Annotated in this window: 23 protein-coding genes; 10 read left to right on the top strand and 13 right to left on the bottom strand. The window is 64.5% G+C overall.

What is annotated here, in order from left to right:
* Positions 1-125 precede the first annotated feature (125 nt).
* Together CCC_RS02890 and CCC_RS02885 are read left to right on the top strand one after the other, a co-directional pair.
* Entirely contained in the window at positions 126-314 is a 189-nt protein-coding gene (locus CCC_RS02890) for a hypothetical protein (protein WP_041039723.1), read from the top strand.
* A complete protein-coding gene (locus CCC_RS02885; protein ID WP_009869785.1) occupies positions 307-591 on the top strand; it encodes a DUF3572 domain-containing protein in 285 nt (94 codons plus the stop codon). The genes CCC_RS02890 and CCC_RS02885 overlap by 8 nt, the downstream gene beginning before the upstream one ends.
* Here the strand turns inward: CCC_RS02885 and CCC_RS02880 are convergent.
* Entirely contained in the window at positions 568-1,155 is a 588-nt protein-coding gene (locus tag CCC_RS02880; RefSeq protein ID WP_009869786.1) for a hypothetical protein, read from the bottom strand. The genes CCC_RS02885 and CCC_RS02880 overlap by 24 nt on opposite strands.
* A 113-nt stretch (positions 1,156-1,268) precedes the next feature.
* On the opposite strand from CCC_RS02880, the gene CCC_RS02875 reads away from it, so the two are divergent.
* Positions 1,269-2,129 (top strand): hypothetical protein, encoded by an 861-nt coding sequence (locus tag CCC_RS02875; RefSeq protein ID WP_041039720.1) that lies wholly within the window; start codon positions 1,269-1,271, stop codon positions 2,127-2,129.
* Positions 2,130-2,294: 165 nt separating this feature from the next.
* On the opposite strand, the gene CCC_RS02870 is transcribed toward CCC_RS02875, so the two are convergent.
* Positions 2,295-2,687 (bottom strand): hypothetical protein, encoded by a 393-nt coding sequence (locus CCC_RS02870; RefSeq protein ID WP_041039718.1) that lies wholly within the window; start codon positions 2,685-2,687, stop codon positions 2,295-2,297.
* Between the two features lie 113 nt (positions 2,688-2,800).
* Here CCC_RS02870 and CCC_RS02865 point away from each other — a divergent pair, with 113 nt between their 5' ends.
* Complete coding sequence (locus CCC_RS02865; RefSeq protein WP_009869789.1) at positions 2,801-3,304, top strand: hypothetical protein; 504 nt, start codon at positions 2,801-2,803, stop codon at positions 3,302-3,304.
* Here CCC_RS02865 and CCC_RS02860 read toward each other — a convergent pair whose 3' ends face one another.
* On the bottom strand, positions 3,305-3,934 hold the full coding sequence (locus CCC_RS02860) for a response regulator (protein WP_009869790.1): 630 nt from the start codon (positions 3,932-3,934) through the stop codon (positions 3,305-3,307). It abuts the gene before it with no gap.
* A 152-nt stretch (positions 3,935-4,086) separates the two neighbouring features.
* Here CCC_RS02860 and CCC_RS02855 point away from each other — a divergent pair, with 152 nt between their 5' ends.
* Positions 4,087-4,467, top strand: a complete 381-nt coding sequence (locus tag CCC_RS02855; RefSeq protein ID WP_009869791.1) for a NifB/NifX family molybdenum-iron cluster-binding protein — start codon at positions 4,087-4,089, stop codon at positions 4,465-4,467.
* 349 nt (positions 4,468-4,816) lie between these two features.
* On the opposite strand, the gene der is transcribed toward CCC_RS02855, so the two are convergent.
* The 4 genes from der to CCC_RS02835 all read right to left on the bottom strand — a co-directional run bounded on the left by der (position 4,817) and on the right by CCC_RS02835 (position 8,945).
* Complete coding sequence (der, locus tag CCC_RS02850; RefSeq protein WP_009869792.1) at positions 4,817-6,211, bottom strand: ribosome biogenesis GTPase Der; 1,395 nt, start codon at positions 6,209-6,211, stop codon at positions 4,817-4,819.
* Between the two features lie 10 nt (positions 6,212-6,221).
* On the bottom strand, positions 6,222-7,553 hold the full coding sequence (locus CCC_RS02845) for a PQQ-binding-like beta-propeller repeat protein (protein WP_041039716.1): 1,332 nt from the start codon (positions 7,551-7,553) through the stop codon (positions 6,222-6,224).
* A 3-nt stretch (positions 7,554-7,556) separates the two neighbouring features.
* A complete protein-coding gene (locus tag CCC_RS02840) occupies positions 7,557-8,240 on the bottom strand; it encodes a tetratricopeptide repeat protein (protein ID WP_009869794.1) in 684 nt (227 codons plus the stop codon).
* 150 nt (positions 8,241-8,390) lie between these two features.
* Positions 8,391-8,945 (bottom strand): thioredoxin family protein, encoded by a 555-nt coding sequence (locus CCC_RS02835; RefSeq protein ID WP_009869795.1) that lies wholly within the window; start codon positions 8,943-8,945, stop codon positions 8,391-8,393.
* Positions 8,946-9,030: 85 nt separating this feature from the next.
* Here CCC_RS02835 and CCC_RS02830 point away from each other — a divergent pair, with 85 nt between their 5' ends.
* The 3 genes from CCC_RS02830 (at position 9,031) to CCC_RS02820 (ending at position 10,408) form a co-directional block, all read left to right on the top strand.
* A complete protein-coding gene (locus CCC_RS02830) occupies positions 9,031-9,423 on the top strand; it encodes a hypothetical protein (RefSeq protein ID WP_041039714.1) in 393 nt (130 codons plus the stop codon).
* Positions 9,424-9,503: 80 nt separating this feature from the next.
* Positions 9,504-9,839, top strand: a complete 336-nt coding sequence (locus CCC_RS02825) for a DUF2794 domain-containing protein (protein WP_041039712.1) — start codon at positions 9,504-9,506, stop codon at positions 9,837-9,839.
* 11 nt (positions 9,840-9,850) lie between these two features.
* Positions 9,851-10,408: a hypothetical protein gene (locus tag CCC_RS02820; protein ID WP_009869798.1), complete on the top strand. Its 558-nt coding sequence runs from the start codon at positions 9,851-9,853 to the stop codon at positions 10,406-10,408.
* A gap of 752 nt (positions 10,409-11,160) precedes the next feature.
* Here CCC_RS02820 and CCC_RS02815 read toward each other — a convergent pair.
* Positions 11,161-12,228, bottom strand: a complete 1,068-nt coding sequence (locus CCC_RS02815) for a sensor histidine kinase (protein ID WP_236686284.1) — start codon at positions 12,226-12,228, stop codon at positions 11,161-11,163.
* Positions 12,229-12,374: 146 nt separating this feature from the next.
* On the opposite strand from CCC_RS02815, the gene CCC_RS02810 reads away from it, so the two are divergent.
* Positions 12,375-13,079, top strand: a complete 705-nt coding sequence (locus tag CCC_RS02810; protein ID WP_009869800.1) for a response regulator — start codon at positions 12,375-12,377, stop codon at positions 13,077-13,079.
* 98 nt (positions 13,080-13,177) lie between these two features.
* Here the strand turns inward: CCC_RS02810 and CCC_RS02805 are convergent, their stop codons facing one another.
* From CCC_RS02805 to CCC_RS02795, 3 genes are read right to left on the bottom strand one after another with little or no spacing between them, the layout of a single operon-like run.
* Positions 13,178-13,633, bottom strand: a complete 456-nt coding sequence (locus CCC_RS02805) for a DUF983 domain-containing protein (RefSeq protein WP_009869801.1) — start codon at positions 13,631-13,633, stop codon at positions 13,178-13,180.
* Positions 13,634-13,679: 46 nt separating this feature from the next.
* A complete protein-coding gene (locus tag CCC_RS02800) occupies positions 13,680-14,051 on the bottom strand; it encodes a TfoX/Sxy family protein (RefSeq protein WP_041039708.1) in 372 nt (123 codons plus the stop codon).
* A gap of 10 nt (positions 14,052-14,061) precedes the next feature.
* Complete coding sequence (locus CCC_RS02795; RefSeq protein WP_041039706.1) at positions 14,062-15,450, bottom strand: efflux transporter outer membrane subunit; 1,389 nt, start codon at positions 15,448-15,450, stop codon at positions 14,062-14,064.
* A 545-nt stretch (positions 15,451-15,995) separates the two neighbouring features.
* Here CCC_RS02795 and CCC_RS02790 point away from each other — a divergent pair.
* Positions 15,996-16,541, top strand: a complete 546-nt coding sequence (locus tag CCC_RS02790) for a recombinase family protein (protein ID WP_009869804.1) — start codon at positions 15,996-15,998, stop codon at positions 16,539-16,541.
* Between the two features lie 8 nt (positions 16,542-16,549).
* Here the strand turns inward: CCC_RS02790 and CCC_RS02785 are convergent, their stop codons facing one another.
* Both CCC_RS02785 and CCC_RS02780 read right to left on the bottom strand, forming a co-directional pair.
* Entirely contained in the window at positions 16,550-19,636 is a 3,087-nt protein-coding gene (locus CCC_RS02785; protein ID WP_041039703.1) for an efflux RND transporter permease subunit, read from the bottom strand.
* 115 nt (positions 19,637-19,751) lie between these two features.
* A complete protein-coding gene (locus tag CCC_RS02780) occupies positions 19,752-22,823 on the bottom strand; it encodes a multidrug efflux RND transporter permease subunit (protein ID WP_041039701.1) in 3,072 nt (1,023 codons plus the stop codon).
* Between the last annotated feature and the right edge of the window lie 11 nt (positions 22,824-22,834).

Raw genomic sequence — 22,834 nt, 5'->3', positions numbered from 1 at the left:
TACCGATGTAAGGGGGAGATGGGGATGGCAGCCTCCGCCCGCAACCCTATCCAGCGATAGCCTCAAGAATCTATATTGCCTTTTTGTTCTTTTTCTTTTAGCGTTTTGTTCTCTTGGAGGTGCCGATGGAAGAACACTGGACCAGCGCGGCCAATGAGATGGTCGCCTATTTCGGGCGGGAAGCGGTCAGCGTCGCTACCCGCCGTGCCGAGGACCTGGCCCGCCGCGGCGACTGGCGGGCGGCGGACCGCGCCATGCTGCTGCTCAGCCGGGTGGAACGGCTGAACCGGGAAAGGGGAATGGGTCATGCGTGACGCCCGCATCCCGCCAGTCTCGGCCGAGATCACCGCGCTGCGGGCTTTGGCCTGGGTGGTGACCGACCAGGATCGGGCCATGCGTTTCCTGGCGGCGACCGGCTGCGACTCCCAGACCTTGCGCCAGCGTGCCGGCGAGGCGGAGGTTCTGGGCGCCGTTCTGGATTTCCTTCTGGACGACGAGGCGTCCTTGCTGGCCTTCGCCGATGAACAGGATCTTCCGGCCCAGTCGGTCGCCCTGGCCCGCTTCGCCCTACCCGGCGCGTTTCGGCGCTGAGGCGCTTCCCACCGATCCGAACAGCCAGCGGCGCAGGACTCGGGTGGCCTGGGGCATGAAGACATAGGTCATCAGCGTCACCTGGGCCGACACCATGATCAGCGCCCTCAACCAGACAGGCAGACCGGAAATATGGGGGCCGATGGTAAAGGTCAGTCCCATGACCACCCCATAGGCCACAAAGGTAACCACCAGGGCCATCTTGTGGGGCGAGGGACGAAGCTGGGCGGGGACTTCCGGCAAATCGAACCAGAATTCCAGCCCGGTGACCTTCTTGATCTCCGCCTCGCTCTCCACCATGCCGTCCAGTTCCAATAGCAGGCGTGCCCGCTCCTCCGATTTCTCGAAGGCGTGGCATTGTTCCCAGGTGGAAAAGCGGTAGATGGTGACATAGGCGTAATCGGTGGCCGCCGCGGGCCGCAGAACGTTGACCCCCTGATAGCCCGGCCAGTGGCAGACCTCGGCGGTAACCCTGGATATCCACGCCTCGTAATCGGCCTCGCGCCCCGGCACCGCCTTGCGCGCGATACTGACGGTCACCGGACCGGTCTGCCCTTCCATCATCAAAACCCTTTCACAGTCTCAGTGCCCATCTTTATCTGGGTGTTGAAAACTTGCCTGCACAGGGACCACAATGCCGCCATTCTCCTCGGACGGACAGAATCGGATTTCCCACCATGCAATTCCGGTCAATGGCGGCGGTGATTGTGGGATGTCTCCTTGCCCCCGTGGCGGGAGCGGCTGAATCCCCAGCGGCGGCCACAGGCCTTCCCGGCGCCCCTCTGGTGGCAAGCGTGGCGGTGGAGAATTTCGCCCTGGTGGACAGGGCGCCGGTCGCCAATGGCTTTGGCCTGTTCACCATCGAAGCCACCCAGTTACTGCCCGCCCCGCGCAAGCGGGAAAGCTTCACCCCCACCGAGGACGAGCATTTCTACACCCTGCGGCGCACGGTGGAGCGTTTCCTGCAACGCAAGGAGATCCCACGCGGCTGGAACCAATCCAACGAGGCCACCTTCTCCTTCAAGAACGAACTGGCCCGTTTCCCCAAGGCCGACGGCATCGCCTATGCCGTGGAAGGCGAACTGGCCCTGCACGGCAACAAGCCCATACCGGTGGGCGTCACCCTGTTGGCCCCGCCCGACGGCATGATCTTGCGCTATTCCATCGGCATTATGGCCGCAAACCAGACCCTGATGATGAAGGAAGGGGTCATCGAAGGCCCCAACCGCAAGGTGGCATGGATGCTGTCGCTGCGCCCCAGCGGCCCCGACGCGGCCATTCCGGTCCGCGCCGTCTTCGCCGTGCGGGCCGAGGGCGGCGACGAAGCGGCGCAGCGGGCATCCCTGGAAGGGGTTTCGGCCACCCTCAACGCATCGAGCGATGGCCGCGCCGCCGTGGCGGAACGGGCCAACGATGCCTCGGAATGGCTGAAACCCATGCAGGTCTTCTTGCGCCCCGACCAGGTGACGGGCAAGGGCGGCGCCAAGGAAGGCAAGGAAGGCAAGGAAGAGAAAAAGGAAAAGAAGGGCGGGCACTGACCGTCATGGAAGCTCCGCGCCCTTCCCGCAACGGAAAAGCCCGCGCCACCCGAAGCGAACCGCCCGACGACTGTCCGGTCAAGGACCGCTGTCACCGGGCCCGCAATCAACTCTGCCTGGATTGCGGGGCCGCTCAAAAACAGCGCAAGGAACGGCGCGCCGGCCTCAATCCGCCCCGGACACCGAATCAAGCTGGCCGACGATGAATCCCACGACGATCAGAATGAAGGGCAGCAGGAAAAGGCACCACACCAGGGTATGGACCATCCGGTCGCGGGCGGAATGATCCTCGGCCGGCCCCTCGACGGCTGCCATGGGCTGGACGGTCAGCGGCGCGGCGGCCAGAATCCGGGGCCGCAAGACCAGCCAATAGATCAGTCCGAGACCGGCGCAGGCCAGGGCGGTCACCCCCACGATGCGCGAGCCGATGGCCGCCGCCACATCCAGGCGCATGCCCATGACCATCAGCCAGACCGGCGCGGTCAGACCGGCTCCGGCGGGAACCAGCACGGCGCAAATGATCAGGAAAATTCCAAGCGGCGAAGTGGGGAGGCGCATGTCCGACTTTCATAAATGGTAAGGCGCGCGCAGCCTAGCATATGAGCCTGACGATTGCGTGACATCCCGAGCAGCCTATATTGGATATTCTCGACTCCAACCCGATCAGGCCCATGCCCTCTCAAAATCCCCGCCGTAATCCTTACCTCTCCGCCCTCCTGGTCCCGCCCGCCGTCGTGCTGCTGCTGGTCGAAGAGGTTATCTGGGCCGGATTGAAGGCATTGATGGCCCGGCTGGGCCGTCTACCAGCCGTCGCCCGGCTGGAAGCCCACATCCAGACGCTGCCGCCCTGGGGCGCCGCGCTGTTGTTCCTGGCGCCCGGCGCCGCCATGCTGCCGTTCAAGCTGATGGCGCTGTGGGCCATGGCCCAGGGGCATTTCCTGTGGGGATTGCTGGTGCTGCTGGCCGCGAAACTGACCGCCACCGCCCTGTTCGCCCGCATCTACACCCTGTGCAAGCCGACCCTGATGACGGTGCCCTGGTTCGTGCGCCTGCACGACTGGATCAACGGCCTCAAGGCCTGGGCCCATGCGCGACTGAACGGATGGCGGCTGTGGCGGTTTTCCCGCCGGATCATCGGCAGGATGCGCGCCTGGGTGACAAGCGTACTCGCCTGACTACTCGATCAGCCCGCGCCGGATGGCATAGGCCGCCAGTTCGGCGGAGTTATGCAGGTCAAGCTTCTGCATGATCTTGGTGCGGTGGGTTTCCACCGTCTTGATGGCGATGCCCAGTTCGTCGGCGATCTCGCGGTTCTTGTTGCCGCGGGCGATCAGCTGCAGCACTTCACGCTCGCGCGCGGTCAAGGCGCCGCCGCCCAGATCCGAGCCTTCCAGGTATTCCTTGACCAGATCCTCGGACAGGCCGGGGCCCAGATAGGTCTTGCCGGCACAGACCGCGTTGATGGCCGCCATCAACTCTCCGTGTCCCAGCTTCTTGAGGGCGTAACCATCGGCCCCCGCCGTCAGGGCCTCGGCCACGCGGCGCTCGCAATTGGCCACGGTGAGAACCAGAACCCGCACATGGGGGGCCACCTGCTTGATACGCCGCGTCGCCTCGACACCATCCAATTCGGGCATGGACAGATCCATCAACACCACATCGGGTGTCAATGTACGCGCCATTTCAATGGCGACCTTGCCATCCTCGGCCTCACCCACGATGGTGACATCGTCAACCGCCAGAAGAGCAACCAGGCCCTGACGAACCAGTTGTTGATCCTCGGCTATCAGAATGCGTACCGTCACAGTCGTTCTCCTCCGCCTGCCGGATAATCGCCGAGTTCAGGCCTCACATCAAGGGAATGCGCATGGAAATACGTATTATCCCCCAGGATTACCGTAGTGATCGATCCTCATCGTCATGTCTGTGAAGTGCGCCACATTAGGGAAAATTAGCCATGAAAATCGCCGTCGCCGTCGATTCCAGCTACGCCAAGGTATCCGGCCACGCCGGACGCGCCAGACATTGGCTGGTTTATGAGACGGACAGAGCTTCGTCTTCCGTCCGCGTCGAATTGGAGGCCGCCCAGGTGTTTCATCATTACGAGGGTGACGGCCCCCACCCCCTGGACGGTATCGAGACGGTCATCGCCATCTCGGCGGGCGAGGGATTCATGAGGCGCATGCAAGCCCGCGGCATCGACGCCCGCCAGACCGCCGAGACCAACCCGGACAAGGCCGTGGCCGACTATCTGGCCGAGTGCTTGTCAGCCCCCAAGCCGCGCCCCATCGGCGCCCTGCTGTGCAAGACGCTAGACCTGTTTTCCAAGCATAAGTAGGGAGACCCTGCGTTTAATCCGACGTTTCGTGTCACCCCGAGCCTCGGCGCACTGCTGTCTGGTTTAATTTAAGATGGCAGAGGTGGAGTCATGAGACACGGATGACACGGATGCGGTGCTTCGCACCGCTCGCGGATGGACACGGAAACTCTCTCGTTTCAGCCCGTTTCCTCGAGCTTGCCCCCAGAAAGAGGATGTTGGATTTTCATTCTCCGTGATCATCCGTGGCCGCGAAGCGGCATCCGTGTCAATCCGTGTTCCATGACCAGATGAAACCCGTATTGGCTTTGCCATTCGGGTCTCTCATGAAAATTTAAGCCGGACAGCAATAGCCTCAGTGACGGATAAATCAGCCGTCCTTGTCCGCATAGGGATTCTTACCGCCGCGCACATAGAGGCGGATCGGCACGCCCGGCAGGTCGAAGGCCTCGCGCAAGCCGTTGACCAGATAGCGCGAATAGGATTCCGGCAGCTGTTCCGGCCGGGTGGCGAACAAGACAAAGGTCGGTGGCCGGGCCTTGGCCTGAGTCATGTAGCGGATCTTGTAGCGCCGCCCACCGGGCAGCGCGGGCGGCGGATGACGTTCGATCATGTCTTCCAGCCAGCGGTTGAGCTGGGCGGTGGGAATGCGGCGGTTCCAATTGGTCCAGGTGTCCAGCACCCCATCCATCAGCCGCTCGATCCCCTTGCCGGTCAGCGCCGACAGGGTCACGGTGGTGACCCCCTTGGCCTGGGGCAGCGAGGTTTCCAGACGATCCTTGAGGCGCTTGAGCGCCGTCTGGGGGTCGTCGACCACATCCCATTTATTGATGGCCAGCACCAGGGCGCGGCCCTCTTCCACCACCATGCGGGCGATGGTCAGGTCCTGCTTGTCCAAAATGGCGGCGGCGTCCATCACCAGGACCACCACCTCGGACATGCGGATGGTCTCGATGGTGTTGCCCACCGACAGCTTCTCGATGGCGTCGTAAATCTGAGCCTTCTTGCGCAGACCGGCGGTGTCCACCAGCTTCATGCGCCGCCCCCGGTGTTCCCACTCCACGGCGATGGCGTCGCGGGTCAGACCAGCCTCGGGACCGGTCAGCAGACGGTCTTGGCCCAGCAACTGATTGCCCAGCGTCGACTTGCCCACATTGGGGCGGCCGACGATGGCCATGGTCAGGGGGCGGGTGGGATCTGGCTCGCCGTCCTCGCCCTCGAACGTTTCCTCGGGCTCGGGATCGTCACCGTCGGGGGTCAGCGCGCCAGCCTTGATGGCGTGATCGCGTAGCGCCTCGAACAACTCGTACATGCCCTCGCCATGCTCGGCCGAAACCGCCACCGGCTCACCCATACCCAGGCCGTAGGACTCGTAAAGGCCCGGCATGCCTGCCTTGCCCTCGCATTTATTGGCCACCAGGATCACCGGCGTCGGCAGACGGCGCAGATGATCGGCGAAGTGGCGGTCCAGAGGCGTCACACCGGCGCGGGCATCGATCAGCAGCAAGGCCACATCGGCCTCGGACACCGCCATATCGGTCTGATGACGCATGCGCGCCTCGATGGAATCGCCGGTATCGTCTTCGAATCCGGCGGTATCGACCACCTGGAATTCCATGCCCAGCAGGCTGGCGCGGCCCTCGCGGCGGTCGCGGGTGACGCCCGGCAGGTCGTGAACGATGGCCAGACGCTTGCCCACCAGACGATTGAACAGGGTGGACTTGCCCACATTGGGGCGTCCGATAATGGCCACGGTAAAGGGCATGAAATGGACTCTAGCGGTAGGCGACGAGATCGGCGTCGTCGGTCAGGAAATACAAGGTCTCATTGGCGATGATGGGGGCGATGCTGATGGCGGCGGGGGCCTCCTCCCATCCCAGCATGTCGCCGGTATAGGGCGACAGAGAGACCAGCTTGCCGTCGGATGAGGCCACGATCAGCCGGTCCGAGGCCAGGACGGGACCGACCCAGACGATACGGCCCTCGCGATCCTTGGGGTTTTCCCAATTCTGCATCTCGGTGACCCAGACGATACGGCCGGTCTTGGCTTCCAGCGCCAGAACCTCGTTATTGTTGGTCAGCACATAGAGATAGTCACCGGCAATCCACGGGCTTTGAACGCCGCCGATTTCCTTTTCCCAGATGCGCCGTCCGCTGCGCTGTTCCAGGCAGACCAGCATGTCGGCATTGCTGATGGCATAGACCCGGTTGCGGTCGATGGCCGGGCGGCCGCGGATATCCATCAGCGCGCCCACATTCTCGGTGCGGCGCACGGTGGACAGCGAATCCTGCCAGATCATCGAGCCGTTCTCGACACGCAGCGCGAACAACTCGCCGGAGGTATAGGGAACCACCACCATATTGCCGTCTACGGCGGGGGAGTTGCCCGCCAACAGACCGGCTGCCTCGGTGATACCGGCATGGGTCCACAGCAGCGAGCCATCCTCGGCCGACAGGGCATGGGTCTGGTTGTCCACCGTCACGGCGAAAACCCGGCCGCCGCGCACGGTGGGAGAGCCGCGCAGCGGCCCCGATACGGATTGGCGCCAGTCGATCTTGCCGCTACGGGAATCAAGCGCAACCACCTGGGCAAAGCCGGTGGCGGCGAAGACCTGGCCGTCCTCGTAGGCAAGACCGCCGCTGGTATAGACCTCGGAGGTGTCATCGGGAGTCAGTTCGGTCCGCCACAGGCGCTTGCCGGTATTGGCGTCGAAGGCGCTGACCATGGACGAAGCGTCGACGGTGAAGATCTTGCCCTCGGCGATGATGGGCTGCCCCAAAAGACGGCGGCGCTTGCCTGCGCCGGTGCCCGCATCGCTTTTCCAGATGCGCTGCAGGGCGTCGCCCACCAGCATGTGGTGCATGGCATGGTTGGAATAGCCGCCAGCCTGGGGCCAATCCTCATTGTCCTCGGGCGGCGGCAGGACGATCTTGGCCAGGGCCCCGCCGATATCGGGCTCGACCATCTTTTCGCGGCTCAGCACCGAGATGCGCTTGCCCGGCAGGGGCGGAGCCTTATTCTCGCCCAGCCAGCTGTCGCAACCGCCCAAAGCAAGCACGGCGATCAAAACACCGGCGATCCTGCGCGTCATGACGGTCATTCCCATGAATTAGCTCCTGGCGCGCTGCCCGGTGGCGGCGAGCATTTCGGCGGCGCGGGTCCGCAAGCCCTGGGGCGCGGCGGCATCTTCCGCGATCTTTGCGAACAGTTCGGCGGCGCGCGGCGTCTCGCCACGCTTCAAGGCGGCCAGGGCCAGGATCTCGCGGGCGGAGTGCCTCCACGGACTGGCTTCCGCCGCCAGGGGCTCCACCGATTTCTCCATGGTGGCGAAATCGCCGCCATCCAGTGTCAGATAGGCGGCACGGATGACCGCCATGTCGCGATAGACCTTGTCCACCGAGGTGTCGGCGGCCACCTTGCCGTAAAGGGCGGCGGCACCGGCGGCATCCCCCGCCTGCAGCGCCATGTCCGCCCGGCGCAGATCGGCCAGCAGGCGATAGCCCTTCGGCCCCTCGGCCGACAGCTTGCCAAGCACTTCGGCGGCTTCGTCTTTCTTGCCCTGCTCGATCAAGCTGGAGGTCTCGAGATAGCGCGCCGAGGCTGCCTGCCGCTGCTTGGCATCCCAACCCTGCCAGGCCTGCCAGCCCGCCACGGCCAGGACCAGCGCCACGGCGGCAAGGCTCAGCAGGCCGCCATGCTTCTTCCAAAGCCTGTTAAGCTCTTCCTGCCGCAAATCCTCGTCCACCTCCTTGATCAGGAGATCGGTGGCGGCATCCTCGTGCTTGTCGGTCAAGGAACTCTACTCCATGCGGGCGGTCATGCTCCAAGCCTCGTGTCCTGGAGCAGCGCCGTAACATAGTCCGCCCCGGCCCCCTTGGCAAATACTGCCGTCGTGCAAGGGGCTTAAACCAAATCCCGACGAGTCTTGCTCATCGGGATTTGGTCAAGGGTCCCGCCATTTTATGGAACAGCCCATGCTGGCCACCTGATGGGCGGGGCCCCGCCCCGTCCGCGCCACCATGCGCATGGCGTCGAGCAATTCCCGACGCGCGTCCGGGGCGGCGGGAAGGCGCCCTGATTCATCCAGGCGGCCGCGATAACGCAAATGGTCCCCGCGATCCAGCCCGAAAAAATCCGGCGTGCACACCGCGCCATAGGCCCGCGCCACCGACTGGCTCTCGTCGAACAGATAGGGAAAGCCCAGACCGTGCGTGCCAGCGAAGACTTTCATGTTGTCAAAGGAATCCTCGGGATATTGCAGGGGGTCGTTGGCATTGATGCCCACCACGCCGAAGCCCTCGTCCTGTAACACCTGGGCATCGCGGGCCAGACGGTCGATGATGGCCACCACATAGGGGCAGTGATTGCAGATGAAGGCGACCAGCGTCCCCCTCTCGCCCCTGATATCGCCCAGATTCCAGATTCGCCCATCGATCCCAGGAAGCGCGAAGTCGGGCGCGGCCCAGTCCTCGGCGCAAACGGGTGTCGTTACGGCCATGTGTCGCCCCCGGCAGAATCTGCCCATTGATTCGGTTTCGGCACGGCCTCAGAATATAGCGCAATAGGTTAGCAGGATCATAGAAATGATCGGGCGTATTACAGCATCAAACTGGGTGATGATCGGTCTACTGGCCATCAGCGGCTGCGCCTGGATCGGCGAGCGCGGCACCATCAACCCATCCCCCCGGCCGCTGCCGAGCATCTTCACCTTCACGCAGTTGGAGGCGCTGAGCCTGATCAACACCCACAAGACCATGGGGGACCATGTGATCGGCTGGATCACCGGCAAGGATTGCTCCAGCCCACGGGCCGAACGGGGCGAGGGCTATTGCCGTGACTGGCCCGACCGGCCAAGCCCACCGCCGCAGGTCTATTGCTACAGCACACTGGCGCGCCCCACCTGCTATTCCCAGCCCTATAACGAGGGGAACGATCGGCTGATCGGATTCGTTCCCGCCTCCACCCCCGTCCGTTAACGGGCCGCGCTTATCTAAACTCTCGACACGATCACGTCCCTGCGCGACAGTATTTCCGTGTAAAGCCGGTGGGGTGGCCGATGGCGACATTGATCCGGATGTCGGAATACCGGGATCAGCCTGGATTTGTTCATTTCGAACGGGGCGAAATCACGCAACTGCTCACGCTCTATGCCATGCGTGTGGCCAGCGGCGAATGGCGCGACTATGCCATCGACGTCCGCCCGGACGGGGCCGTGTTCAGCGTTTTTCGCCATGCCTTCGAACGCCCCCTTTACACGGTCACCAAATCTGCGTCCGGGCCCAGGGGATCGACCTGGAGCATCGCGCGATCGGACCGCATCGTGTCGCGTTTTGCCTGCCTTGCGGGCGTCCTGGCCGCACTGAACCGGGCGCCCCGCCCGCTCGCCCCTTAAGGAGTGACCCTATGCGCCGTGTGCTCGCCTCACTGATGGTGGCCGTTTTGATGGGCTGCGTGACTCCGCCGCCGCCGCCGCCGGAAATGAGCGCCGAGGAGCGCGAGGAATTCCGCCAGGACATGCTTTCCGATGTGGAGAAGGTGGAGACCTTTTTGCAAAAGACCCGGCGCGGCATCAACCTCACCGAGATCACCCTGGGCTGGTTCGTGATGATCCTGCTCAACGAGTTGAGCGGCCATGACGCGGGGCTTTATGCCCATATCCACAACGACGACGCCAATGCCGAGCAATATCTGCGCACCAATTTCCAGACGGATCCGGCTGCCGAAATCGCGGCCTTGACCGAGATGGCGCGTGAGGGGGAATTCGAAATCCGCATGGCAGCGCGGGAAGCGCTGATCTGCCTGACCACCATTCCCAATCCCAAGGGTACCGCGGCCGAGCAGAGCGACGCCCGAGGGGAACTGACCATCGCGCTGCTGAAACTGAAACGCCATCTGAACCAGATCGCGGCCGCCCACCTTCCGGCCCGCGCCGAACTTCCCGGCACCGGCACCAGCAACTGAAACCAGCCGTCCGATCGAATTGTCATCCCGGCCATTGGACACTGTTGTCCGTTTTAAAGCCTTTTGCGTCGAATGTGACGCAAAAGGCTTTAATCTTATGTATGCCCTCGCCGGGCGCAAACCTACGGTTTGCTTGGCCGCTCGCTCAATGCTCGCCAAAGCGGTTTGCGCCAGATATGGCGCAAACCGCTTTAATTTGAGACGGCTGGCGTGGAGTCACGAGACGCGGATAACACGGATGCGGTGCTTCGCACCTTTCACGGATATACACGGAACTGTGCTCTTTTCCGGCTCCCCACCCGAGCTTGCCCCAAGATGACGACACGGAATTTTTCTTATCCGTGATCATCCGTGGCCGCGAAGCGGCATCCGTGTCTATCCGTGTCCATGAACAGTTGGAGCCCGCATTGGCTCTGCCATTCGGGCTCCTCGTTGAAATTTAAGCCCGACAGCAGTGGCCATTGGAAGGGCATGACATGACACGTCACGTCAAATGCCAGGGGCATGAAATGAAGGAGAGGGAGCGTTTGGGGACCGCTCCCTCTCCAAGCCCCCTCGCGGCCTTGGGGTTCGGGGATGGCCGCGAAGGAACGTTCCTTGAATTTCCGGCGGCTGCGAGGAGGGGGCGTTGGGGGCACCCCCTCCTCTTACGATCCTGCCCGCGGCCTTGGGGTTCGGGGATTGCCGCAAGCTGACCGTGCCGCCGAGGAAGCATTACCCTAAGGCTTTGCCCCCCCTTTTTCCGCCGCCATTCAGGCGGCCCTGTTCTCGTCCTCCCGCGGCGACGGAGCGCTGCCCAGCCGCAGGCTGAAACCGAACGAACTTCCGATTCCGTCTTCCGACTCGACCCAGACGGCGCCGCCCAGGCGCTCGACCAGCCTGCGAACAACGGCCAGACCGGTACCGATGCCGGGAGCCAAACGCCCGTCACCGCCGTGGGGCCGGTAGAAAATCTCGAACATGCGCACGACCCGCGCCGGATCGATGCCGACACCGTTGTCACAGACCAAGATCTTGGCCATGTCGCCGTCACGGACCACCGAAACGTGGATCACCGGACGGCGTTCGGACGAGCGATAACGCACCGCATTGTCCAGCAACTGGACGAAAATCTCGACCAGAGAGGCCGGATCGGCCTCGACCTCGGGCAGGGGATCGACCACCAGGGTCGCCCCGGCTTCGGCCAAAACGTCGTCCAGCCGCTGCCGGGCCACAGCCATGGCGACCCAGGCGGAACTCACCTCGCCGGTGCGGGGAAGCGAATCCACCGCCACGAATTCCTGAAGACCGCTCACCAGAGCGCGCATGCGCCGAGCGCCGTCGACCACATGGCCGACATAATCCCTGACGTCATCGTCGCAGCCCGTCTTGTCGTGGCTGGCCAGAAGCTGGGAATAGGACACCATGCGGCGCAGGGGCTCTTGCAAATCGTGGGCGGCCACGTCGGCGATGCGCTCCAGATCCGCCACATAGCGGCGAAGCCTGTCGCGCTGTTCGGCCAGTTCGGATTCCCGTAGACGCAGCCGTTGGGCCGTCCGCCGCTGCCAAAGCACCGCCTGCATCAGCATCAGGAACAACCCGCCGCCGCCCAGCAAGACCAGGGCAGCAATGATCGAGCCCCCAATCCGCCCCCCATCGGCGGCCTGAGGTCCAGCAGGGATCTCGAAGGGCCGGCCCACGCCGGAATCGAAGCCGAGGCTCAGCCAAAACAGCACGACCACCATGGCGCCGACCACGGCGGAAGCCCGGCCAAAGCCGTTTCCGTCATCCAGGCGCCCTATCAGTGGAATATGCCGCGACAACACCCTGCCTGCCCCCATTTGCGCCCCGCCAGCCCCGGGCGGGAAATCCAGTGGAGCTTTTATAGGCCCAACTTCACAACGGAATTACGGCAGTGATTGAATTGCGCGCCAATACCCTGTAAACGAGTGATGAATACTTGAAAGGCCGTCGGCCGGAGAATGCAGTGTCGACAAAAGCACACGTCTTAATCGTCGAGGATGAACCCGTCACCCGCGCAAAGCTCGCGGCCTATCTGACGGGTGAGGGCTTCCAGGTCAGCGAGGCCGCCGACGCCAAGGATATGAAGGCAATCGTGTCGCGCACGGTGCCCGATGTGGTGCTGCTCGACATCAACCTTCCCGATGAGAGCGGCCTGATCCTGGCGCGCGAACTGCGGGCCAAATCCTCGGTGGGCATCATCCTGGTGACTGCGCGCCAAGACGAGACCGACCGCATCGTCGGGCTGGAGATTGGCGCCGACGACTATATCACCAAGCCGTTCAATCCCCGTGAACTGGCGGTGCGCGTGCGCAACCTGCAACGCCGCGTCGCCCCCACCATGGCCGCCGAACGCTCCGCCACGGGAATCCACAGCTTCGCCGGATGGCGCCTGGATTGCGATGCCCGCCAATTGGCCTCACCGACGGGCGAGCAGGTCCGCCTCACCCGCGGCGAATTCGACGTGCTGGCCGCCCTGGCCCGCAATGCTGGCCGGGCGCTGACCCGCGACCAGCTTCTCGATCTGACCCAGCATGATGGCGAGGCGGTCATCGATCGCACCATCGACGTGCTGGTGGGACGCCTACGCCGCAAGATCGAGGCGGATTCGCGCCATCCCGCCATCATCCTCACCGTGCACGGCGTGGGCTATCGCCTGGTGGCCAACTGAAATCTTCTTAATGACCCTCAATCGCCGGGCGCAAGCATCGGCATGAGCGGCGCAGCCCTTTGGGCCCAACCCGGTCTCGGCGAGACCGGGTGTTTTCCTTAACCATGGCGCTCCACGTCGCCCTGGACCTCGTCGCCCTTCAGCCCGTGCGCCCACATCAGGCCCAGCACCGCGCCCTTCATGCGGGGCAGCAGGCGCCAGATCAGCAGTCCCAGCCCTCCCAGCGCCACCACCATCTGGACCTCCAGCGGCGGATGCCAGGCCTGTTCGGCGGCCAGAATCAGCGGCACCGTCACATGACCGGCGATCAGCACCGTGAAATAGGCCGGACCGTCATCGGCCTTGATATGGCCCAGCCGTTCGCCGCAAAAGGCGCAGGCGACCGGGATGGCCAGATAGCCTTCCAGGCACTCCCCCACCCCGCACCGGGGGCACCGCCGCCGCAGGCCGCGCCAGATGGACAAGGCGATGGGGCGGCGATGGCCGTCATCGGCCGGAATATTGGCGGGCGGCGGGGCGGGCTTGCAGACGGGAACGCGCAGGCGGTCAGGCATGGAGACGCTCTTTTGCGACTAAGACGCAGTCGATGAAGAGTGAGCCTCAGCGCGTCCGTTTGCCAGAGGAAAGACTCGGCCTTTTTGGCTTCTTCGGCTTGCGGGTCCTTAGCGCCGCGTCGAAGGCGGCGCGGCTCCAGGCGCACAACTGGGCGGCCTCTTCCATGACATCGGCGGGGACCTCCCAATAGGGCATGACCATGGGCTTGTCCTCCCAGGGCTTGAACGGCGCTGAACCCGCCTCCTCGAACATGGCGCTGTTGCGGTCATCGGCCTTGAGATACAGCGTGTCCCAGGCGATCAGGGCGAACATCAAGCCGTCGAGATAGATGCCGAAACCGCCGAACATGGCGCTCGCCGTCACCTCGCCTAAGGGCGAAAGCATATCGCAAACGTGATCGGCAAATTGGCGCGACATGGTTTTCGGCTCAGCCCGCCTTCCAGCCGCCGCCCAGGGCCTTGTACAGGCCGACGATGGCCTGAAGCTGGGACAGCCGCGCCTGGGCCAGGCTGTCCTGGGCGGTGAACAGGGTCTTTTGGGTATTGAGCACGGTGGTCACATCGACGATGCCGCCGGCCATCTGGGCCTGAGCGATCTCGAAGGCGCGGCGCGAGGTGGCCTCGGCGACCCGCTGGGCCTCCACCTCTTCCACCGCCTTCTCCACCGCGATCAAGGCGTTCTCCACGTCGGAGAAGGAGGACGCCACCGCCTTGCGGTAGGTCTGGGACAGTTCCTCGAAGCGGGCGCGCTTCTGCTCGACGGTGCCCGCGATCTTGCCACCATCGAAGATCACCTGGGTGGCCGAGGACGCCACCGACCACAGCAGGCTTTGCGCCGTCATCATCTTCATCAGGTCAAGACTCTGAAAGCCGCCCGTGCCGGTCAGCGATATGGCGGGGAACCACGCGGCGCGGGCGGCGGCGATATCGGCATTGGCGGCGCGCAAGCTCGCCTCGGCCGATTGCACGTCGGGACGCCGCGCCAACAGTTCCGACGGCAGCCCCGCGCCCACCACGGGAACGCGCAGATCCGCCAGAGTCTCGGGAACCAGTCCGAACTCCTCGGGCATGCGCCCCGTCAGGATGGCCAGGGCGTTATAGTCCTGGCGCATCTGGCGTTCCATGGGCGCCAGGGTCGCCCTTTGGGTCGCCAGCACGCTTTCCTGCTGGGCCACGTCCAGCGAGGTGGCGGTTCCCGCCCGCTGGCGGTCGCGGAACACCGCCAGGATGCCCTCGGAATTGGTGATGGATTCGCGCACCAGACGGATGCGCTCGGCCAATCCCAGGATCTCGAAATAGGTGGTCGCCACCCCCGACTGGGCGGTCAGCGTCGCGGTCTGAAGATCGAAGCGCGAGGCCTCGGCCGCCGCCTGGGCCGCATCCACGGCGGCCGCGTTCTTGCCCCAGAAATCGATCTCGTAGCTGGCCGTCAGCGTGGCGCTGGAGGTGGTGGTGTGACGCGCCTTGGAAACGGAGCTGGTACTGGCCGCCTGTGAGCCCCGCGCCCGCGTCTCGCTGGCCGAAGCCGACACCGACGGCAAGAGCGAAGCCCCGGCGATGCCCAGTTGGGCATCCGCCTGCCGGACCCGTGCCGTAGCGGCGGCCAGATCGAAATTGGCGGCGCGCGCCCTGGCCATCAACTCGTCCAGACGGGCCGAGCCGAATTGCCGCCACCAATCAGCGCCGGGCCAGACATTGCCCTGGGCCGCATTCTTCCACCCGGCGGGCGGCGGCGTGGCGGGCCTGACATATTCGTCACCCATGGAACAAGCCGACAGCAGCACGAGGGCAAGGGCGGAAACGGCGATTCTGGTCACGGCGGGAACTCCTGGCAGCCCTGCGCAGCACTGTTGATGTTACGATAACGAAAGCGTCGTGTCCCGCTTACAAGGCGTTCACGACTTCCCTGCATAATTATACTGTAAAATCCAAAATCCTGATCTTTCAGCCGATCGCATGACAGAAAGGCGGCCCCATACCCGTCCGCCGCATCGTGCGAAATTACCGAGTTTATCCTGTGGGCAGCTTCCGCGGAGGGGCATACGTTCTTGGTATCGCCAGCCCTGCGGAGGCACCACGAAAGGATCGGTCCAGCCGATACCCGAGGGTCTTGACGATTCAACCGCCAGGCCTTGTTGATCAAATTGAAACAAAACCCGCCGAGGGCTTTCACACCCCATTCACAGCCTCCCTGCGAAATATAGCTGCGAAACTCTGGATGACGCGGCTTGCCTTGCCGATACATGGCAGCACAAATATGACCCGCCAGACACATGCCCTGCGAAAAGACCGTGCGAAACATGTGGACAGACTGAGGAAAGCGGCTACCATCCCGCTTCTGCGACAGGAAAGCGGTTGAATCATGATCGTCGGCTATTTCCGCAAGATCGATGGCGGCGAAGAGGCGGCCCCCACCGCCGTGCTGCGGGCCGAGCGCTGCCTGCGCATCGAAACGGACGAGGTGGGACGCTACATGGCCCGCACCCAGCTGCTTAGCACTTTGGCCAATGGCGATGTGCTGGTGTCGCCGTCCATCGCCCATCTGGCCCCTTCGGTGAGCGAGGTGCTGCGCGTGTCGCGCCATGTGCATGCGCGCGGCGCCACCTTGCGGCTGGTGCTCGAGAAGATCGACACCTCCATCCCGGCGGCGCGCAATGTGCTGGCCGCCTTCGCCGAGTTCGAAAGCCGCGTTCTCGCCGAACGGCGCAATGCGGGACTTTACGAAGCCGCCCTGTCGGGGGCGAGGCCCGGCCGCCCGCGCAAGCTGGACCCGGCCCGCATCAGCCTGATCGCCAGCGAACTGGCGTCGGGCCGCACGGCGGCCTCCATCGCCCGCGAATTGGGGGTGCATCCCACCACGGTGACACGGCTGGCCCGGCTGGCCGCAACCGGCGAGGACGATCTGTAACCCAGACCTCATGCCGCCACCCTCCCCTTGCGCCACGCCGCCAGCCGCGCCAGCCAGAGATAGACCACCGGCGTGGTGTAAAGGGTCAGCAGTTGCGACAGCACCAGACCGCCGACGATGGCGATGCCCAGCGGGCGGCGCAGCGCTCCACCCGGCCCCGAGGCCAGGGCCAGGGGCACGGCGCCCAAAAGCGCGGTCAGCGTGGTCATGATGATGGGGCGAAAGCGGGTACGGCAGGCGTCCAGAATGGCGTCCAGAGGCTTGGCGCCCCGGCGTTCGGCCTCGATGGCGAAGTCCACCATCAGAATGCCGTTCTTTTTGACGATGCCCATCAGCAGGAAGACGCCGATGACACTGATCAGCGTCAGTTCGGTATTGGTCCCCATCAGAGCCAACAGCGCTCCGATTCCCGCCGAGGGCAGGGTGGAGATGATGGTGATGGGGTGCAAAAGGCTCTCATACAGCACACCCAGCACGATATAGATGGCCAGCAGGGCCGCCAGGATCAGCACGGGCTGGTCCTTCAATGACTCGGCGAAGACCTTGGCATTGCCCGCGAACTCCCAACGAACGCCCGCAGGCAAGCCGATCTCGCGCGCAGCACTCTGCAGCCGCAACGCCGCATCGCCCAGCGGCACGCCCGGCGCCAGATTGAAGGTGAGCGTCGCTGCGGGAAACTGACCCTGATGGGCCACCGACACTGGTGCGGTGGTGGTCTCGAAATGGGCGAGCGAATCCAGCGGCACCTGCCCGCCATCCTTGGACTTGACCCACAGCAGATGGAGCGAGGACGGGTCCTCCTGGAAGCGGGGGTCCAGTTCCAGCACCACCTTGTACTGGTTGCGCTGGGTATAGATGGTCGAGACCTGCCGTTGGGCGAAAGCGTTCTGCAGCACCTGATCCACGTCGTTCATGGACACGCCCATGCGCGCGGCGGCGTCGCGGTCCACCACCACCTGCATCTGGGGAATGGCCGCATCCTGATCCGAGGAGACATCGACCAGCCCCGGCTCTGATTTCAGGCGCGCCAACAGTTTAGGCGTCCATTCGCGCAACTCTTCCAGGGATTCGCTGAACAGCACGAACTGGAACTGGGCCTTGCCCATGCGCCCGCCGATACGGATATCCTGACCCGCCATCAGGAAGACCGCGACGCCCTCGACCCGGCCCAGCTTGGGCCGCAGGCGGTTGATGACGTCCTGGGCGGATTCCTTGCGTTCGCCCAGTGGCTTCAGGTCGACGAACATGCGCCCTGTGTTGCCCGCGCCACCCGGACCGCCCGAGCCGACGAAGGACCCCACTCCCTCCACCGCCGGGTCGGAGAGTACCACCTCGGCCACTTTCTGCTGACGCTCGGCGATGGTGCGAAACGATACGTCGACCCGGCCTTCGACGCTGACCAAGATCATCCCGGTATCTTGGGGCGGAAAGAAGCCCTTGGCCACCTGACCATAGAGGAACACAGTCAGACCCACTGTACCGAGCGTCACGCCCAGCATCACCATGCGATGGGCCAGGGCGCGGGCCAGGCTGCGCTCATAGGCGGCCTCCAGCCAGGCCATGGCCGCGTCGCCCAGCTTGGCCAGACCGGACAGGGGTCGGGGCTTGGCGTGCACCATCAGATGGCCGAACAAAGTGGGCGTCACGGTCAGCGACACGATGGCCGAGACGACGATGGCCACAGAGAGCGTCACGGCGAATTCCCGGAACAAACGGCCCAGGATGCCGCCCATGAACAGCAGCGGGATGAACACCGCCACCAGGGACATGGTGATGGAGACCACCGTGAAGACGATCTCCTTCGAGCCCTTGATGGCGGCTTCCAGCGGCCCTTCGCCCTTTTCCATGTGGCGCGTGATGTTCTCGATCATGACGATGGCGTCATCGACCACGAACCCCACCGAGATGGTCACCGCCATCAGCGAAATGTTGTTCAAGCTGTAGCCCACCAGCCACATGAAGGCGAAGGTTGCGGCCAGGGATAACGGCACCGTTACCGAGGCGGCAAGGGTCGGCGTCATGCGCCCCAGCGTCAGATAGACCACCATCACCACCAGCCCGATGGAAATGGCCAGCGTGGTCTCCACATCGTCCAGATTGCCGCGGATATTGACGGTGCGGTCCGAAACCACCGACACCTTGGTGCCCGCCGGCATCCAGCGCCGCAATTGGGGCAGGATCTCCCGGATACGGTCCACCGTCTCGACCACATTGGCGCCCGGCTGCTTGCTGATGATGATCAGCACGGCCTTGTCGCGGTTGAACCAGCCGCCCAGGCGGGTGTTCTCCACCGAATCCACCACCGAGGCCACCGCCGAAAGGCGCACGATGGCGCCATTGGAGGATTTGATGATCAAGGGCGCATAGGCGCTTGCCGTGAAAAGCTGGTCGTTGGCGCCGATGCTCATGGCCTCGAAGGCCCCATCCAGGCTGCCCTTGGGGATGTTGACATTGGCGTTGGCCAGGGCCGTGCGCACATCTTCGAGCCCGACGCCCATGGCGGCCAGTTGGCCGGGATTGACGCGGACCCTGACGGCGGGCTTTTCGGCACCGCTCAAGGACACCTGCGCCACGCCCTCCACCTGGGAGATGCGGCTGGCCATGATGGCGTCGGCGGCATCGAAGACCTTGGCCGATGTCAGCGAATCCGAGGTCACCGCCAGGATCATGATGGGCGCTTCCGCCGGATTGATCTTGCGGTAGGTGGGGGGCGACGGCAGATCGATGGCCAGATCCGAGGCGGCGGCGTTGATGGCCGCCTGCACGTCGTGGGCGGCGCCGTTGATGGACCGGTCCAGATCGAACTGCACGGTGATGGAGGTTGAGCCTTGCGTGCTGGTGGACGTCATCTCCGAGACGCCGGGAATTTCCCCCAGACGGCGCTCCAGCGGCGCCGCCACCGTGGCGGCCATGGTGGCGGGGTCCGCTCCCGGCAGCCGGGCCGAGACCGAGATGGTGGGAAAGTCCACCTTGGGCAGCGGCGCCACGGGCAACCGGTCGAAGGCCACCATGCCGGTGAGGAACAGCCCCACCGCCAGCAACATTGTCGCCACCGGGCGGCGGATGAAGATGGCGGAGAAGCCGCCGCCGTTCATGGGACCGTGTCCTTCGTCACCCCGGGCGAGCAACGCGAGACCCGGGGCCCAGGAGTCGCCCCCTCTGGATCCCGGCTCTCCGCTCCGCTACGGCCGGGATGACGGAGAGCTGCCCTCATGGCGCCTGCTCCAGGGCCTTGGGCGCGAATCGCCGCTTCAGCCGTTCGAAGGCGAGATAGATCACCGGGGTGGTGTAAAGGGTGATCATCTGGCTGAGCACCAGACCGCCGACGATGGAAATGCCCAGCGGACGCCGTAGCTCGGCCCCGGTTCCGCTGTCGATGGCCAGCGGAAGGGCGCCCAGCAGGGCCGCCATGGTGGTCATCATGATGGGGCGGAACCGCAGCAGGCTGGCGCTGACGATGGCTTCCCTGGGGCTTTTGCCATGGTGGCGCTCGGCCTCGATGGCAAAGTCGATCATCATGATGGCGTTCTTCTTGACGATACCCATCAACAGCACGATGCCGATCAGCCCCACCAGGGACAGATCGTGCCCGCTGGCGGCCAAGGCCAGCAGCGCCCCAATCCCCGCCGATGGCAGGGTGGACATGATGGTCACCGGGTGGATGGTGCTTTCATACAGCACGCCCAAAACGATGTAGATCACCACCATGGCTGCGGCGATCAGCCAGGGCTGGCTTTCCAGCGAGCGGCGGAACTCGGCGGCGTCGCCGGAATAATCGCCGGTGATGGTCTCGGGCAGGCCCATCTCCTGCTGCAGACCATCGATGGCAGCCGTGGCGGCGCCCAGCGACACACCCGGTGCCAGATTGAAGCTGATGGTCACCGCCGGGAACTGGCCCTGATGGGTGATGACCAGCGGCACCCGTGCCCGGCTCACCGAGGAGACCGCCGATAGCGGCACCAGGGCGCCGTTGGACGAGCGCACATAGAGCGAGCCCAGGGCCTCCGGCCCGCCCTGGTATTCCGGCGTCACTTCCAGCACCACCTTGTACTGGTTGACCTGGGAATAGATGGTGGAGATCTGACGTTGGCCGTAAGAATCGTACAAGATGTCGTCGATGGCCTGGGGCAGCACGCCCAGGCGCGCCGCCTTGTCGCGGTCGATGCGGATCTCGGCCTGTAGCCCCCCTTCCTGGGAATCGGTGGCCACATCCATCAGCAAGGGCGAAGCTTTCAGCCGCTCCACCATCTGGGGCACCCATTGGGCCAGTTCGGCGGCGTCGATATCGGTCAGCGTATACTGATACTGGGTGCGGCTGGTGCGGTGGCTGATCTGGATATCCTGGGCAGGGCGGAAATGCGTCTCCATCCCGGCCACCGGCGCCACCAGCTCGGCCAGCCGGGCGATCACCTGCTCGGCGGAAGCCGAACGTTGCTTCCTGGGCTTCAAGACGATGGTCATCTGGCCGGTATTGGCGGTGGGATTGATGGGTCCCGCCCCGATGAAGGAGGCCACCGCCGTCACATCGGGGTCGGTGCGCACCAGATCGGACACCCGGCGCTGCATGTCCATCATGGTGGCAAACGACACATCGGCGCGGGCATCGGTGGTCGCCACGATCACCCCGGTATCCTGGGTGGGCAAAAAGCCCTTGGGCATGAAGACGTAAAGCCCGATGGTCAGGACCAGGGTGGCGAAGGCCACCCACAGGGTCGCCACCTGTCGGCCCAGCACCCAGTCCAGCGACCGGGCATAGGCATCACGAAGGGCATCGAAAAAGCGGCCCGACTTGGCCTCTTCGTGGCCGCCCTTCAGCAGATGGGCGCACATCATGGGAGTGAGCGTCAGCGACACCACCGCCGAGACCACCACCGCCACGGCCAGCGTCAGGGCGAATTCGCGGAACAGCCGCCCGACGATGCCGGTCATGAACAGCAAGGGAATGAACACCGCCACCAGCGAAACGGTCAGCGACACGATGGTGAAGCCGATTTCCTGGGCACCAGCCAGGGCGGCCTCGAAGGGCTTCATGCCCTTCTCGATATAGCGCACGATGTTCTCGATCATCACGATGGCGTCGTCGACCACGAAACCGGCCGAGATGGTCAGCGCCATCAGGGACAGGTTGTCCAGGCTGAACCCGGCCAGGGCCATCACGCCGAAAGTGCCAATCAGGGACAAAGGCAGGGCGACGGCGGGAATGAGCGTGGCGCGCACCGACCGCAGAAAGGCCCAGATCACCCCGATCACCAAGATAACGGTCAGCACCAGGGTGAATTCCACATCGGCCACCGAGGCGCGGATGGTCTCGGTGCGATCGGCCAGAACCGAAAGCTTGATGCCCGTCGGCACGCCCCGCTTCAACTCGGGCAGCTTGGCCTGCAGGCGATCCACCGTGGCGACGATATTGGCGCCCGGTTGGCGCTGGATGTTGAGGATCACCGCGGGCTTGCCGTCGAACCAGCCCGCCACGCGGGAATTCTCGACGCCTTCCACCACATCGCCCAGATCGGAGATGCGCACCGGAGCATTGTTCTTCCAGGCCACCACCTGGGCGGGATAGGCCAGGGGGTCGGAAATCTGGTCGTTGGCGCCGATGGAAAGGGCCTGGGCCACGCCATCGAAGCTGCCCTTGGGCATGTCCACATTGGCCTTGGACAAAGCCGAGCGCACGTCTTCCAGGGACAGGCCATAGGCGGCAAGGCGGGCCGGATCCATGCGCACGCGCACCGCTGGGCGCTGGCCGCCCTCGATCAGCACGCGGCCCACGCCGCCGATCTGGCTGAGCTTCTGGGCCAGCAAGGTGTCGGCCACGTCGTTCAAGCGCGTAATGGGCAAGCTGTCCGAGGTCAGCGCCAGGGTCATGATGGGCGGATCGGCGGGATTGACCTTGGAATAGACCGGGGGATAGGGCAGTTGGGTGGGCAGAACGCCCCTGGCCGCGTCGATGGCCGCCTGCACTTCTTCCGACGCCACGTCGATGCTTTTGGAAAGATCGAATTGCAGGGTCAGCGCGCTGGTGCCCTGGGACGAGGTGGAGGTCATCACGGCAAGGCCCGGAATCAGGCCGAACTGACGCTCGAGCGGCGTGGTGATCAGGGTGGCGACGGTCTCGGCGCTGGCGCCCGGCAGTTGGGTGGTCACCTGGATGGTGGGAAAGTCCACCTGGGGCAGAGCCGAGACCGGCAACATGCGAAAGCCAAGCACACCGGCCAGCACCACCGCGAAGGCCAAGAGCCAGGTGGCGACGGGACGGCGGATGAAGGGCGCCGAGACGTTCATGGCTTCGCTGC

Origin of the sequence: Paramagnetospirillum magnetotacticum MS-1, assembly GCF_000829825.1 — a bacterium.
GTDB lineage: Bacteria > Pseudomonadota > Alphaproteobacteria > Rhodospirillales > Magnetospirillaceae > Phaeospirillum > Phaeospirillum magnetotacticum.
The sequence above is the reverse complement of the archived record's forward strand: the minus strand, read 5'-3'. Positions and strand labels throughout refer to the sequence as shown.